The organism is Caballeronia udeis (assembly GCF_044909315.1).
In the GTDB taxonomy this organism is placed as follows: domain Bacteria; phylum Pseudomonadota; class Gammaproteobacteria; order Burkholderiales; family Burkholderiaceae; genus Caballeronia; species Caballeronia udeis_A.
In genome coordinates this window covers 1-13,973 of the sequence record NZ_JBIYEB010000051.1, presented here as the reverse complement: position 1 = coordinate 13,973, position 13,973 = coordinate 1, and the positions used below count along the sequence as shown (strand labels likewise).

The following is a 13,973-nucleotide window of genomic DNA, read 5'->3' as shown; positions in this document are numbered from 1 at the left end:
TTACTGCAGGTTTTCGAAGATTGCTGCGATGCCCTGACCGCCGCCAATGCACAGGGTGACGAGGGCGTATCGGCCGCCTGTACGCCTTAACTCATACAGGGCCTTGACTGTAATTAACGCGCCCGTCGCGCCAATTGGGTGACCCATCGAGATGCCGGAGCCATTCGGATTGACTTTCTGTGGATCGAGGCCAAGTTCCTGCGTGACGGCGCACGCTTGGGCAGCAAATGCTTCGTTTGCCTCGATTACGTCCAGGTCACTTGTTTTCAAACCAGCACGCTGTAGCGCGAGCCGTGTAGAGGGTACGGGACCCATGCCCATATATAGCGGATCGACACCAGCATGTGCATATGAGACCAACCTCGCTATTGGCTTGTAGCCGCGGGATTCAGCTACACCATGTTCCATCAGTAACACGGCGGCTGCAGCGTCATTGATGCCCGATGCGTTCCCGGCCGTCACAGTGCCGTTTTCCTTCTCAAATGCGGGTCGCAGACCGCTGAGATCCTGTGGACCCGTATCCTGCCGGACGTGCTCGTCGGTATCAAAGACGATTTCTTTGCCTTTGGCGGTTCGCCAAAGCGGGAGTATTTGCTCGCGAAACTGACCTTCCTGGATTGCAGCCGCGGCTCGTCGATGCGACTCGATGGCAAGCGCGTCCTGCTGCTCTCGAGTGATTCCGTATTTCTGAGCGACTTTCTCCGCAGTCACCCCCATGTGAACGCGATGGAACGGGTCGCTCAAGGCGCCGACCATCATATCGATGACGCGCGAATCGCCCATGCGTGCACCGAAACGCGCGTCCTGCAGTAGATAAGGCGCGCGGCTCATGTTCTCCGCACCTCCTCCTATTGCAACGTCTGCATCGCCCAGCATGATGCTCTGCGCCGCTGATACGATTGCCTGCAGACCGGACCCGCAGAGGCGGTTGACGGTGAGCGCCGGAGTTGTCTCGGAGAGACCTCCGTCTAGCGCAGCCACGCGCGCAAGATAAAGATCCCTAGGCTCCGTAGCAATCACATTGCCGAAGACGACATGGCCCACTTCAGACCCCGGCACCCCCGCACGAGCGAGCACTTCGCGAGTGACATTCGCAGCGAGCTCGGTTGGTGGCACATCTTTGAGACTGCCGCCGAACTTTCCGATCGCGGTGCGCACACCGCTGACTACCACCACTTCGCGTTTCATGACGTACTCCTTTAAACGTCGTCGAGGATTGCCGGTCGACTTTACATGTTCGGATAGTTGGGACCACCACCGCCTTCTGGAGTGACCCAAACGATGTTTTGTGTCGGGTCCTTGATGTCGCAGGTCTTACAGTGCACGCAGTTCTGCGCGTTGATTTGCAGACGATCTTCGTTTGCGTCGGTTTTGACAAATTCGTAGACACCTGCCGGACAGAAGCGCGTCTCCGGGCCGGCGTACGTTTGCAGGTTCACCGCAATGGGTACACTTGCGTCCTTGAGTATCAGATGCGCGGGCTGATTTTCCTCGTGATTGGTGTTCGAGATGAACACCGACGACAGCCGGTCGAACGTCAGCTTCCCATCCGGCTTCGGATAAAGAATCGGTTTGCACTGTGAGGCAGGCTTCAGCATCTCGTGATCTGAATGCTGATGATGCAGCGTCCACGGCACATTGCCGCCTAACAGCTTCTGCTCCACGCCGACCATCAAGGTACCGAGGTACAGGCCCTTGCTCATCCACTGCTTGAAGTTGCGCGCACCATGCAATTCCGAGTGCAGCCACGACGTCTTGAACGACTCGGGATAGGCCGTCAATTCGTCGGCTTGACGTCCGGCCTGCACGGCATCGAACGCCGCTTCAGCCGCCAGCATGCCTGTCTTGATCGCCGCGTGGCTACCCTTGATCCGCGATGCGTTCAGGAAGCCCGCATCGTCGCCGACCAGCGCGCCGCCCGGGAACACCAGTTTGGGCAGCGACAGCAGGCCGCCCGCGGAGATTGCCCGTGCGCCGTACGACACTCGCTTGCCGCCTTCGAATACCGCGCGGATCGCGGGGTGCGTCTTGTAGCGCTGGAATTCCTCGAAGGGTGACAGATACGGGTTCGTATAGCCGAGGCCGACCACGAAACCCACCACCACCTGGTTGTTGTCCATGTGGTAGAGAAACGAGCCACCGTATGTGTCGTTTTCAAGCGGCCAGCCGGCTGTATGCATCACCAGACCGGGCTTGTGCTTCGACGGGTCGACTTCCCAGAGCTCCTTGATGCCGATACCGTAGACTTGCGGATCGACACCTTCGCGCAATTTGAATATATCGTTCAATTGACGGCCGAGGTTCCCGCGCGCTCCTTCGCAGAACAACGTGTACTTCGCGTGCAGTTCCATGCCGAGCTGGAAGTTCCTGGTCGGCTGACCCTCCTTGCCGATGCCCAGATTGCCGGTCGCGACGCCCTTGACTGAGGCATCATCGCTGTAGAGGATTTCCGCAGCCGGAAAACCCGGGAACATGTCGACACCCAACGATTCCGCCTGCTGACCCAGCCAGCGCGTAACATTCGCGAGGCTGATCACATAGTTGCCGTGGTTCTTGAAGTTATCCGGCAGTGCCCAGGCCGGCACGCTCTTCGAGCCCGTTTCGGTCAGGAACAGAAACTTGTCTTCCGTGACTTCGACGTCCAGCGGCGCCCCTCGCTCCTTCCAGCTCGGGATCAGTTCATTCAACGCGCGGGGGTCCATCACTGCGCCCGAGAGGATATGGGCCCCGATTTCTGACCCTTTCTCCAGCACGCAGACACTGATTTCGGCGCCTGTCTCTGCCGCACGCTGTTTCAGACGAACAGCCGCCGACAGGCCGGCAGGCCCACCGCCGACAATCGCTACGTCATATTCCATCGACTCGCGCTGGCCGTACGCGCTGACGGAAGCCACATCCATCAAAATGACCTCTCCATTGGAAGATTGCACTTCAGCATGCGGATCCCGAGAAGCTGATCGAGCTTATGTCTTCCCGGTCTTGGCCGCGATTACTTGCCCTCTTGGGCTGATGACCCGGATCCTGCATATACCCCGGTTTCAAGAGATTCAGCGCAATATAAATGGGTTTGCCGTCTTGGCGCCGGTGTTGATCCAGACACTCTTGATTTGTAAGTATTCCTTAATTGCATCGATGCCGTTCTCACGGCCCAGCCCGGACTCTTTGTATCCTCCAAACGGTGACATGTAACTGACAGCGCGATAGCTGTTCACCCACACGATGCCAGCTTGAATCTTCTCCGATACGCGAAACGATCGACCAATGTCTTTTGTCCATACACCCGAACCGAGGCCGAAACGGATATCGTTTGCGATCGAAACGGCTTCGTCTTCGTCCTTGAACTTGATAATAGAGAGGACCGGTCCAAAGACTTCTTCCTGTGCAATGCGCATACTGTTGCTGACGTTTCCGAAAATGGTGGGTTCAACGAACCAGCCATTTCCACATTCAGGCGCGGTGCCCGGCTTGCCACCCAAAAGCAGCGTCGCACCTTCCTGCTTTGCTATATCGATGTAGGAGAGGACCTTCTGGTACTGCGGACGTGTCGTCACGGGACCCACTTGCGTGTCCGGGTTTGACGGATCCCCCATTTTCGAAGTGCGGGCGAGGGTCAGCAGCTTCTCTACAAATGCGTCGTAAATGCCTTCCTGGACAAGAAGACGTGATCCGGCGATGCACGTCTGACCCGTCGCCGCAAAGATGCCGGACACCGCGCCATTTACAGCATCTTCCAGGTCTGCATCCTCAAATACAATATTCGGAGATTTTCCGCCGAGCTCAAGACTGACGTGCTTGAACTGACGCGCAGCTGCTTCGTTCACCGCTCTACCGGTTGTCTCGGCGCCGGTAAAGCTGATCTTCTTGACCAACGGATGTTCGACCAGGGGCGCTCCGACATCTGCGCCAAAGCCGGTGACAACGTTAACTACTCCCGGCGGAAAACCAGCTTCCTCGAAAAGCTTCGCAAATTCGATCGTCGAGACTGATGTGAATTCCGATGGCTTGATCACGACAGTGCAACCCGCAGCAAGTGCAGGAGCGATTTTCCAGGATGCCAAAAGGAGAGGCGAGTTCCATGGCGTGATGGCCGCAACCACGCCGAGGGGCTCATGACGAGTGAAGTTGAAATAGCCCTTTTTGTCGAGCGGAATAACGCTTCCCTGAATCTTGTCGGCGAGTCCACCGAAATAGTAGTACCACTGCGGGATGTATTGACATTGAGCATACATCTCGGCCATCAGCTTGCCGTTATCACGCACTTCAAGTTCGGCAAGCCGCTTGGCGTCGCGTGCGATCAGGTCGCCAACGCGATGCAGCAGCATGCCTCGCTGACTGGCTGACATTTGCGCCCACGGCCCGGAGGTGAATGCTGCATGAGCTGCCTGTACGGCATGGTCGACATCAGCGCCACTTCCTCTGGCGACCTCGGCCCAGACCTCTCCGGTATAGGGGTTCTCTGTTTCGAACCAGTTTCCGCTCACCGAGGCACGGGACTCGCCGTTGATATACATCTCGTAACGTTGCATAAATTCTTCTCCGTATGACTTAGCCTTGCACAGTTTGCCGTCGCGAGATTCAGCGGCAATTTCCTGTGCGTTGAGATTCATGACGACATCAACGCGTAGCGATGCGTTCTGAGTTCCGGGCACAACGTCCCATCCGGCGGAATAGCCACAGCACGAATTTCGGTCTCGACACGGTTGCACCTGGGCAAGATTTGCGCTCGATGGTTACTTCTCAGCGTGTATGGCGGGTCAACCCGTGAACCGGGGTGTACGTTTCTCGATGAACGCTGTTACTGCTTCGCGATGCTCTGGTGACTTGTGCGCGAGTGCCTGCATGGTTGCCGACATTTCGAGTACCGTATCAAGTCCGCAATCCTGACTCTCGCGCAGCAACCGCTTGGTCATCCGCAGCGTCGGACCGGGGTGACGAACGATTCGAGCAGCGACCCTTTGGGCGGCTTCCAGAAGGTCCTGCGATTGAACGACCTGAGAAACCAGGCCAATATCTAGTGCCTCGTCGGCGCTCAGCATGTCGCCCGTGAAGGCCATTTCGGCGGCACGAGAACGGCCAATAGTCCGGGTCAACAGCCATGCACCTCCATCTCCGGGAACGATACCGACCTTGATAAAGCTCTCTGCGAAGGTTGCCTTTTCCGAGGCAATCCGGATGTCGCACATACAAGTAAGATCGCAACCAGCACCAATAGCGGGTCCGCTCACTGCGGCAATGGTTGGAACATCCAGACTATAGATGGCTCGAGTGAGGCGCTGTATTCCGGTGCGATACTCCATTGTGATCTGAGCTTGAGTGAGCTTGTCATCGAAATATCGTCGCATGTCCTTCAGGTTGCCTCCCGATGAGAACATGCCGTCGTATCCGGTAATGATGACGGCCCGTATGGACATATCGCTGTTGACCCGATCGCATTCCGAGAGGAACTCTGGTATGGCTGTGTTGCCCGTCAGGGCATTGCGCGTATCTGGCGCATTCATTGCCAATGTAAGCACCGCACCGTCGCGCGTGACGTCAAGAAAGTTGGTCATGGGTATACCTATTGGTTTGAGCCAGCGGACGATACGGTGGGCAAGATTGCGCCTCGGATAAAATCGAGAGCGGAATCGTTGCCACCGAGCCATGCGACGCCAATCTCTTCGTACCAGGCGGTTTCGGCTCCGAATGCACGACGCCACGCGTGCAACCTGCGCGTGTATAGATTCAGGTCGTGTTCCGCCGTGATGCCGATCGCTCCGTGAACGGCGTGGGCGATAGCGGCGGCTGTAGCGGCCGCCTGGCTCGCGTAAGCTTTGGCCACTGCGGTACCGCCTCTGCTCGGCGTGCAATTCGACGAAGAACACGCCAATCGCGAAGCCATTCGTGCCGCAAAGGTCAATTCCGCCAGTACGCTTACCTGTTGCTGGATTGCCTGGAACTTTGCGATAGGGCGACCGAACTGCGAGCGCTCGTTAGCATAGGCGATGGTCATTTCCAGCACTCTCTCCATCGCGCCGGAAATGAGCAGGGCAGTAATGGCAGCACCAGGAATCCGAGTACCGCGATAGGAAAGAGGGATCGAACGAGGCCGCTTTGCCCATGTGATTGACGCGTCGAGACTTCCCTCAACGCGGTCCTTTTCAACGTAAGCTGCCTCAAGTGACCACAAGTGGCAAAGCCCGTTTTCCTCCACCATGATCCATTCACTGACCTGTCCGAACGGAACATTGTCACAACGCAACACGTCTCCGGTCCGCCTCACGACACCTGCCGCAATCGTAATGGGACCTGTCAGGGACTTCAGACACTTCGGGTCGAGCAACGCGCGCACGAGCATGGTGTACGCCAACGGTACAGGAAGGGCATATCGGCCACACGTAGCAATCAGAGGGGACGCATCGAGCAGCGACAATCCGGCGCCGCCGGCGCTCTCGGACACTAGCAGGTCTGCAAATCCGCCTTGGGTCAGAGCGGTCCAGAGGCCGGAAAAGCTTTCTCCTGACTCGATCTGCCGGATGGTACTCGTCGGGCACTCGCCCGCGAGAAGACGATCGAACGAGTCCGCAAAAATATCGTTCATAAGAGGTTTCCTTCAGGCAGATTTAGCGCAGACCCAAACCACGGGCAATCATTCCGCGCAAAATCTCGCGCGTACCGCCCCGAAGAGAGAACGAGGGCGCGACGTGGGTGATGTATGCGAGCGACTGGAGCAATTCCGGGGACGGCGTGCCGTATTCTCCGGTCTCGGTCTCGACTGCAGACAACAGGTCGGCGATCAAAGTCGGCACGAGTTGTTCGAACTCCGTACCCAGATCTTTTGTCAATGCGGCTACGGTCGCCGGACTTTCACCTGCCCGAAGTTTCGCCACGATGGAAATAGACATTGCTCGAAGTGTGGCAAGGGAACAGAGAAGTCGACCTGCTGCGACGTACTCGAGACGATCGATTGCCCCACGCTGCCGCAGATAGCTAGCCCATTCATTCAGCAACACGATGCTGGAATAGATCCGTTCAGGGCCACTACGCTCGAAAGCCAGTTCGGCAGTCACCTGTCGCCACCCATCGCCTTCTTTGCCGATCAGAGCGTCCTCGCCAAGACGCACGCAGTCGAAAAACACTTCACAGAAGTGACTGTCACCTGTTAAATCCTTGATCGGCCGCACGACCACGCCCGGCAGCGAAAGGTCGACAATAACCTGTGAAAGACCTTTCTGCCGGTCCTCCGGCGAGCCTGAGGTTCGCACTAGCGCCAACATGTAATGCGATCGAAACGCTTGGGTCGTCCAGATTTTTTGTCCTGAGAGAATCCATCCGTTATCCGTGCGGCGGGCTTGAGTACGGACACTCGCCAAATCGGAGCCAACGTCGGGCTCGCTCATGCCAATACAAAAGAACGCTTCGCCTCGGCTGATTCGCGGTAGATAAAATTGCTTCTGGGCTTCTGTTCCATACGACAGGATGAGCGGTCCGCTTTGACGATCTGCGATCCAGTGGGCGCCAACCGGAGCGCCCACGTTCAGTAGCTCCTCGATAAGAACAAAGCGTGAAAATGCGCCCAGTTCCGCTCCGCCGTAGCTGCGCGGCAACGTCAAACCGAGCCAGCCGCGACGCCCCAAGGCGCGGCTAAACTCTTCAGAGAAGCCCATCCAGGAGCGCGAGCGTTCGTTCGCCGGAACGCCCCCGAGGTGCTCGGCAAGAAAGGCGCGCACTTCGGTGCGTAACGCTTCCGCTTCATCCGGGATACAGACGTAGTCAAGTGATTCGATCATGGCTTCACCATCGGGTTAGGATAGCGCTCAGATAACGTTTTCGGAGGCGAGACGGGCCAGTGCTTCACGGTCGAGATTGAGGACCGTCGAAAGCACGTCGGCGGTGTGCTCACCCAAGAGGGGTGGTGCCAACCGGTATTCCACGGGTGTATCCGACAGGCGCACCGGGCTGGCAATAAGGGGAAGAGGCCCCGCTTGCGTATGCTCCATTTCGATTTTGAGGCTGCGATCGATGACCTGGGGATCGCGAAAGACGCGATCAAGCGTGTTGACGGGGCCACTTGGCACACCTGCTGACTCGAGCTGTGCGAGCCAGGCGTCTGTCGTACGTTGAGAGATAAGGCTGCGCAGGATTGAAACTAGCTCATTGCGATTCGCCACACGTGCGGCGTTTGACACGAACCGGCTGTCAGCCGCAAGTTCTGGCCTTTCAAGGACCGCACACAGCTTTGCAAACTGGTTGTCGTTGCCGACAGCGAGGATGATGCTTCCATCGGCAGTCGGAAAGTCCTGGTAGGGGACTACGTTTGGGTGAGCATTGCCAAGACGTCCAGGAATAACGCCACCATGCAGGTAGTTCATGGCCTGGCTAGCCAGGCACGCTACCTGTACATCGAGCAAGCTCATATCGATGTGTTGACCGCGGCCGGTGTTTCCCCGGGCGGCTAAAGCGCCTAATACGGCGATGGTCGCGTATAGGCCCGTCATCACATCCGTCAAAGCCACCCCGACTTTCATCGGGCCACCGCCAGGCTGGCCATCGCTATGACCGGTGACGCTCATCAGACCACCCATGGCCTGAATGAGAAAGTCATAGCCTGGCCGAGGCGCGTAAGGGCCAGTTTGTCCGAATCCGGTGATTGAGCAGTAGATGAGACGTGGATCGATAGCGCTTAGTGACGCGTAGTCGAGACCGTATTGCTTGAGGCCGCCTACCTTGAAGTTCTCGACGACAATGTCCGACTTCGCTGCCAGTTGCCTGACAAGCTTCTGACCTTCGGGGCGGGTGAAGTCGATCGTGACGGACTTCTTGTTGCGATTCGCGCACATGAAATAGGCTGACTCTCGTGTTGGCTCGCCGTTTGCGTCTTTCACGTAGGGCGGTCCCCAACTGCGCGTGTCATCGCCAGTATTGGGGCGCTCAACCTTGATCACTTCCGCACCCATGTCTCCTAGCGTCTGGGCCGCCCATGGACCAGCCAACACACGCGATAAATCTAATACTCTAATGCCCGACAATGCACCGGCCATTTTGTCTCCTCCTTCCTTTATATTCTGTATTGAAACTCTTTGCTTTCGCCGCGAGACAACCATTGCGAAGCTGTTTCGCCGATGCATCGCGGGAATATTTATTTCCCTGCGCTTAGTGCGGCATCGCGAAGTGCGCTGAGTGTCGCCGTAGGTGTAATCGCCTCCGGATCGATCAGGCAATGGAGTATTGCGGGCTTACCTGAAGCGACTGCGCGATCCCAAGACTTTTCGAACTCCTCAGCAGTTTCGACGCGTTCGCCATAACCACCGAATGCATTGGCGTATGCCGCGAAGTCGGGATTGCGCAATTCGGTTGCCGATATTCGACCAGGGTAATTTTTTTCCTGATGCATACGGATCGTGCCGTACATGCTGTTGTCGATCACGACAACAATGATGGGCAATTCGTATTGGACAGCGGTTGCAAACTCCTGTCCATGCATGAGGAAACAACCGTCACCAGCAAATGCGATAACGGTCTTGTCTGGATGGACGCGCTTGGCAGCAACGGCTGCAGGTACTCCATATCCCATGGATCCGCACGTCGGAGCGAGTTGTGTCGCAAATTGCGTGAAGGGGAAAAAGCGATGCACCCAAATGGAGTAGTTGCCGGCACCATTGCAGATGACTGCATCGGAAGGAAGTTTCGCCTTAAGAAACTCCATGACGCGAGCCATTTGCAAACGTCCGGGTAACCGGATTTCACCAAGATCACTCCATTTTTTGTACTCGGCATGTGCCTCATGTGTCAACGCGGACCAGGGTGCTGGCACTACACCGGGCAAATCTGCAACTGCGGATGCAAAAGACTTCGGTGTCGCGTTGATGGCCAGTGTCGGCTGATACATGCGTCCAAGCTCATTCGTGTCCGCGTGCACGTGGATGACCTTTTGTACCGGCGTGGGAATCTGCAACAGCGTGTAACCCTGGCTTGCGGCTTCGGATAATCGGGTGCCGACAAGCAATACGAGATCGGCATTGGCGATCCGTTCCACAAGTTTGGGATTGGGGCCGAAGCCGATGTCGCCAATAAAATTCGGATGGGTTGCAGGGAAGAGCATCTGACGGCGATATGAAACCGCAACGGGAAGTTCATAGCGTTCGCTGAAGTGGACGAAATCTGCGACTGCCTTAGCGTCCCAGCCACTACCGCCCACGATGGCTACTGGGCGCTCGGCCCTTCGAAGTTGCGCGTCGAACTCGGTGAGAGTTGCTTCCCCAACAGATATCTCGACTGGAGTGTACGGTCGGGGATCTTGAGCATTAGCTGTCTGCGTCAGCATATCTTCAGGCAATGCAATGACGACCGGACCCGGGCGTCCTGAGGTGGCGACATGAAACGCGCGAAGTACAATTTCAGGTATTCGGGCCGGATCACTAATTTCTGTTGCCCATTTCGCCAGCGTACCGAAGGTTGCTGCGTAATCGACTTCCTGAAACGCATCGCGGCCTAGAGCGCCTCGTTCAACCTGGCCGACAAAAAGAATCATCGGCGTTGAATCCTGCTGGGCGATATGCACACCCGCGGACGCGTTGGTCGCACCTGGACCACGAGTGACGAAACAGATTCCCGGCCGACCGGAAAGTTTTCCGTGGGCTTCGGCCATCATGGCGGCGCCACCTTCCTGCCGGCAGACTGTTACGTCAATAGGCGCGTCATGAAGTGCATCCAGCGCCGCCAGATAGCTCTCGCCGGGGACACAAAATACTTGTTGAATCCCGTGTATGACCAGTTGGTCGATGAGGATTTGCCCACCGGTTCGGGGCGCGGAAAGTGAACGTTGCATGAAAAGCCCTGCGAGTTTGGTTCGGTTCGAGCGCTCCGCGACTGCTGGACCGCGGCGCGTAAAGGTGACGATCGCGTGTTAGCGTCTTCAGCAGGTGTAGTTGAGGCCCATGCGGCCGCCGTCTGCGAAGATGATTTGTCCGGTGATGTAGGACGACTCGTTACTCGCAAGGAACAGGGCAATGGAGGCCATTTCCTCCGGTTGGCCGAGCCTACCCATCGGTGTGCGTGACATGATCTTGGTCACGGCTTCTTCGGACGACAACACGGTCGCTCGCACGAGCTCGGTTTCAATGGTGCCAGGACCGATTGCATTCACGCGGATGCCATGAGGAGCCAGTGTGACCGCCATGTTTCTCGTCAACTGGTTGATGCCACCCTTCGAGACGTTGTAGGCCAGCAGGTTGGGAATCGTCATGACGGAATTGACCGAGGACATGTTGATGATCACACCCTCGCTTTTCCTGGTGAGAAGGTGGCGCGCCACTTCTTGACTCGCCACAAAAGCTGATTTCAGATTGACGTTCAGCGTCCGGTCGTATTCTTCTTCCGTGATGTCCAGCAGATTCTGCGGCGTCGCTACGCCGGCGCTGTTAAGAAGCACGTTAACCGTGCCCATCTCGTCAATCGCCGATTTCACAAGGGCTCGGACCTGCTTCGAGTCACCCGCATCTGACACGAAGAATCTCGCCTTATAGCCTGCCTGCTGAAGCTTGTCTGCGAGCTCGACGCCTTTATGCTCGTTGATGTCGGAGAAGCAGACCTCGGCGCCAGCAGCGGCAAATCGTTCTACGCATGCCCGAGCAATGCCATTCGCACCTGCAACTACGAGTGCCTTTCTACCTTCGAGGGATTTCATCCTGGTACTCCTGATCCGTTGAATTTTTCTGTGGCCGGCCGCGACGACTCGACTGGAGGCTCTGGAGTCGTTGTCGCGAAATTTTCCGACAGAGACTGTTTCGCGTCAGATTCGTTCTCATGTGAGACCAGTGGTCTGAATGGAGAACATTCTATTTCGGCAAATTCTGGATGTCAACGCGCAAGATATGGGCAGCGTACGCGTGTGGAAAACACGGGCAGTCGCTGTGTGGCGGGGAAGAGAGTGAGACGAAGAATCACTTCGAGACAACGTAGGGAGGGTCATTACCGGGGCGGGTAAACCGCAGGTGCCCGAGTTTGATACTGGAAAAGGCGGTGGACGGAGCAGCTGTTCACGTCCCGCTCATGCGTCCGCAAAATCTGGCCAGCAGCAGGATGCCTGGTTGGCGGTGCCGGCAGGCTGGTGTGTGCCCGAACGGGTACAGCCCGACGACGATGTCATTCCCTGAATGGTAGTGGTTTAGGTACGTACGACATTGGGGAATTCACACCGTGTGATTCGTCAACTCTCGAACCCGGAATATGAGGAGTGAACAGACATGACCTCAATTCAATCGATCGAATCCTCCACGACGCTCCTCACTGAGAAGAATCTGACGAAGACGCTGACGGTCGGCATCATCACCGCAGTACTGGTTATCGCGGCGCCGATGATCATCGGCGCGGCCGGCGGCAACTACTGGGTGCGGGTGCTCGACTTCGCGATGCTGTACGTGATGCTGGCGCTGGGCCTGAACGTGGTGGTGGGCTTCGCCGGCCTTCTTGATTTGGGCTACATCGCGTTCTACGCGATCGCCGCCTACACCACGGCGCTGCTGTCTTCACCGCATCTGTCCACGCAATTCGCGTGGATTGGTGCAATGTTCCCGCACGGCCTGCATACGCCGTTCTGGATCATCGTGCCGATCGCGATGGCGCTGGCCGCGATGTTCGCACCCGATAGGCCGCCGAACGATGCACCCATGGCAAACGCCGTCATCAGATCGTGGACACCGAAGTGATCCGTCAGTTGCTCTACGGTCTCGCGATGGTGCTGATCATGCTGTATCGCTCGGAAGGCCTGTGGCCGTCTCCGAAACACGAAGACAAGATCGCGAAGATTGCGAAGTGCGCTGGCAAGAAGCCGCTGCGCGCCTAACGGTTGCGCTGGGCCATGGACCTCATGGGACGGGAGAAAATTCTATGCTGACTCAATCTGGATGTAGGTTTCCTCAAATGCTTCGAAGGTCTCCGGCGCAAAGGGCGACCTAAGCGCCAAGGTCGCGACGACCGAGAAGTTCGGATATTTCGTTCGCGGACTGGACCAGCAAATTTGTGATCTTGTGTATGTCGGCAAGCATTCGAGAGTTTGGTCCACCAACGACCAGCGCCGCCAAAATCTCCCCACTTGACTCAAAGATTGGCGCAGCGATGCCAAATACATCGTTGGTGGAGCCGAGATCTGCTGTATCGAGTCCCGATTCAATAACCTTCGCGAGCAAATCCTTTAGCACGGACTTGCTAGTAACCAATTTCGAGGTAGCGTCGATCTGAACATTCTTTACGTAAGCGTCCCGCTCATCTCGAGCCATATTTGCCAAGAGCAATCGCCCCGCAGAGGACGAATACAGTGGTCTTCGATCCCCGACAGACACCATAAATCGCACTTCCTTGGGGCTATCGGCCTTGGCGATATAAACAATGTGCTGCCGGTCTTGCGTGAAATGAGCGATCAGCACTGTCTCACCTGAAGCAGCGGCAAGCGCTTCAATTGTCGATTGCGCGATCTCTGGAAAGCGGCGGTGGGCGACAACCGCCGATGCGAGCTTGAACGCTTCCAAACCTAAAGTGTACGTCCCTCGAACGTTTTGTACGTAGCCGCTTTCGGTAAGAGCCCGCAACAACGTCAGAAGGCTTGTCTTGGGGGTGGAAGTAAGTTCGCATAACTTACTTAAATTTGCGCCTTCGCGCAAATCGGCCAGGAGTCGCAGGACATGGACTATCCGCGCGGTGGCTCGAGGTGACGGCCGGTGTTCCTTCACCGAGATACTTCCAATTGCTTTACTCATGCTGATAAATGAATTTTGACTTGATGGGAATACGAGCATTGCACCCAGAAAAGAGATCGAGAAGCATACCGCTACAGTCGCGCTTCCTCAAGGAAGCGAAGCGTCTTGTCATTGAACGTGCCTGCTCCGCTTCCCGCACCCCCTCTAACAGGCTGCGGAAATACACCTCTCCTGAAGCGACGCCTTTCGCTCTGTGCGGCTACCGCTGCGCAATTTTCTGCATTGCGAAATTTCAACGCGAAT

At 56.8% G+C, this 13,973-nt stretch carries 11 protein-coding genes and 1 pseudogene; 2 read left to right on the top strand and 10 right to left on the bottom strand.

The features are described 5' to 3' along the window. The 9 genes from bktB to ABH944_RS42120 all read right to left on the bottom strand — a co-directional run bounded on the left by bktB (position 1) and on the right by ABH944_RS42120 (position 11,662). On the bottom strand, positions 1–1,188 hold the full coding sequence (bktB, locus tag ABH944_RS42160) for a beta-ketothiolase BktB (RefSeq protein ID WP_404614977.1): 1,188 nt from the start codon (positions 1,186–1,188) through the stop codon (positions 1–3). Between the two features lie 41 nt (positions 1,189–1,229). Further along, the gene (locus tag ABH944_RS42155; RefSeq protein ID WP_404614979.1) at positions 1,230–2,900 is read right to left on the bottom strand and encodes an electron transfer flavoprotein-ubiquinone oxidoreductase; all 1,671 of its coding nucleotides are present in this window, start codon (positions 2,898–2,900) and stop codon (positions 1,230–1,232) included. Positions 2,901–3,047: 147 nt separating this feature from the next. Further along, on the bottom strand, positions 3,048–4,526 hold the full coding sequence (locus tag ABH944_RS42150; RefSeq protein WP_404614996.1) for an aldehyde dehydrogenase: 1,479 nt from the start codon (positions 4,524–4,526) through the stop codon (positions 3,048–3,050). Positions 4,527–4,754: 228 nt separating this feature from the next. After that, positions 4,755–5,549 (bottom strand): crotonase/enoyl-CoA hydratase family protein, encoded by a 795-nt coding sequence (locus tag ABH944_RS42145; protein WP_404614981.1) that lies wholly within the window; start codon positions 5,547–5,549, stop codon positions 4,755–4,757. Between the two features lie 8 nt (positions 5,550–5,557). Continuing rightward, positions 5,558–6,577, bottom strand: a complete 1,020-nt coding sequence (locus tag ABH944_RS42140) for an acyl-CoA dehydrogenase family protein (RefSeq protein ID WP_404614983.1) — start codon at positions 6,575–6,577, stop codon at positions 5,558–5,560. A gap of 22 nt (positions 6,578–6,599) precedes the next feature. Then, on the bottom strand, positions 6,600–7,766 hold the full coding sequence (locus ABH944_RS42135; RefSeq protein ID WP_404614984.1) for an acyl-CoA dehydrogenase family protein: 1,167 nt from the start codon (positions 7,764–7,766) through the stop codon (positions 6,600–6,602). Positions 7,767–7,793: 27 nt separating this feature from the next. Further along, a complete protein-coding gene (locus ABH944_RS42130; protein WP_404614986.1) occupies positions 7,794–9,017 on the bottom strand; it encodes a CaiB/BaiF CoA transferase family protein in 1,224 nt (407 codons plus the stop codon). Between the two features lie 98 nt (positions 9,018–9,115). Continuing rightward, positions 9,116–10,804 carry a thiamine pyrophosphate-binding protein gene (locus tag ABH944_RS42125; RefSeq protein WP_404614988.1) on the bottom strand — a complete coding sequence of 563 codons (1,689 nt, stop codon included), beginning with the start codon at positions 10,802–10,804 and terminating at the stop codon, positions 9,116–9,118. A gap of 87 nt (positions 10,805–10,891) precedes the next feature. Continuing rightward, a complete protein-coding gene (locus ABH944_RS42120; RefSeq protein ID WP_404614990.1) occupies positions 10,892–11,662 on the bottom strand; it encodes an SDR family NAD(P)-dependent oxidoreductase in 771 nt (256 codons plus the stop codon). A gap of 559 nt (positions 11,663–12,221) precedes the next feature. Between ABH944_RS42120 and ABH944_RS42115 the strand changes: the two are divergent. Both ABH944_RS42115 and ABH944_RS44685 read left to right on the top strand, forming a co-directional pair. Further along, positions 12,222–12,614 (top strand): annotated as a pseudogene (locus tag ABH944_RS42115) (ABC transporter permease subunit); the annotation flags it as partial. A 53-nt stretch (positions 12,615–12,667) separates the two neighbouring features. Beyond that, a complete protein-coding gene (locus tag ABH944_RS44685; protein ID WP_472975155.1) occupies positions 12,668–12,820 on the top strand; it encodes a hypothetical protein in 153 nt (50 codons plus the stop codon). A 109-nt stretch (positions 12,821–12,929) separates the two neighbouring features. Here ABH944_RS44685 and ABH944_RS42110 read toward each other — a convergent pair whose 3' ends face one another. After that, positions 12,930–13,730, bottom strand: a complete 801-nt coding sequence (locus tag ABH944_RS42110) for an IclR family transcriptional regulator (RefSeq protein ID WP_404614992.1) — start codon at positions 13,728–13,730, stop codon at positions 12,930–12,932. Between the last annotated feature and the right edge of the window lie 243 nt (positions 13,731–13,973).

Excerpts from the sequence above, each read along its gene's own strand:
- bktB (WP_404614977.1), bottom strand. The coding sequence starts at position 1,188 with ATGAAACGCGAAGTGGTGGTAGTCAGCGGTGTGCGCACCGCGATCGGA.
- ABH944_RS42155 (WP_404614979.1), bottom strand. The coding sequence starts at position 2,900 with ATGGATGTGGCTTCCGTCAGCGCGTACGGCCAGCGCGAGTCGATGGAA.
- ABH944_RS42150 (WP_404614996.1), bottom strand. The coding sequence starts at position 4,526 with ATGCAACGTTACGAGATGTATATCAACGGCGAGTCCCGTGCCTCGGTG.
- ABH944_RS42145 (WP_404614981.1), bottom strand. The coding sequence starts at position 5,549 with ATGACCAACTTTCTTGACGTCACGCGCGACGGTGCGGTGCTTACATTG.
- ABH944_RS42140 (WP_404614983.1), bottom strand. The coding sequence starts at position 6,577 with ATGAACGATATTTTTGCGGACTCGTTCGATCGTCTTCTCGCGGGCGAG.
- ABH944_RS42135 (WP_404614984.1), bottom strand. The coding sequence starts at position 7,766 with ATGATCGAATCACTTGACTACGTCTGTATCCCGGATGAAGCGGAAGCG.
- ABH944_RS42130 (WP_404614986.1), bottom strand. The coding sequence starts at position 9,017 with ATGGCCGGTGCATTGTCGGGCATTAGAGTATTAGATTTATCGCGTGTG.
- ABH944_RS42125 (WP_404614988.1), bottom strand. The coding sequence starts at position 10,804 with ATGCAACGTTCACTTTCCGCGCCCCGAACCGGTGGGCAAATCCTCATC.
- ABH944_RS42120 (WP_404614990.1), bottom strand. The coding sequence starts at position 11,662 with ATGAAATCCCTCGAAGGTAGAAAGGCACTCGTAGTTGCAGGTGCGAAT.
- ABH944_RS42110 (WP_404614992.1), bottom strand. The coding sequence starts at position 13,730 with ATGAGTAAAGCAATTGGAAGTATCTCGGTGAAGGAACACCGGCCGTCA.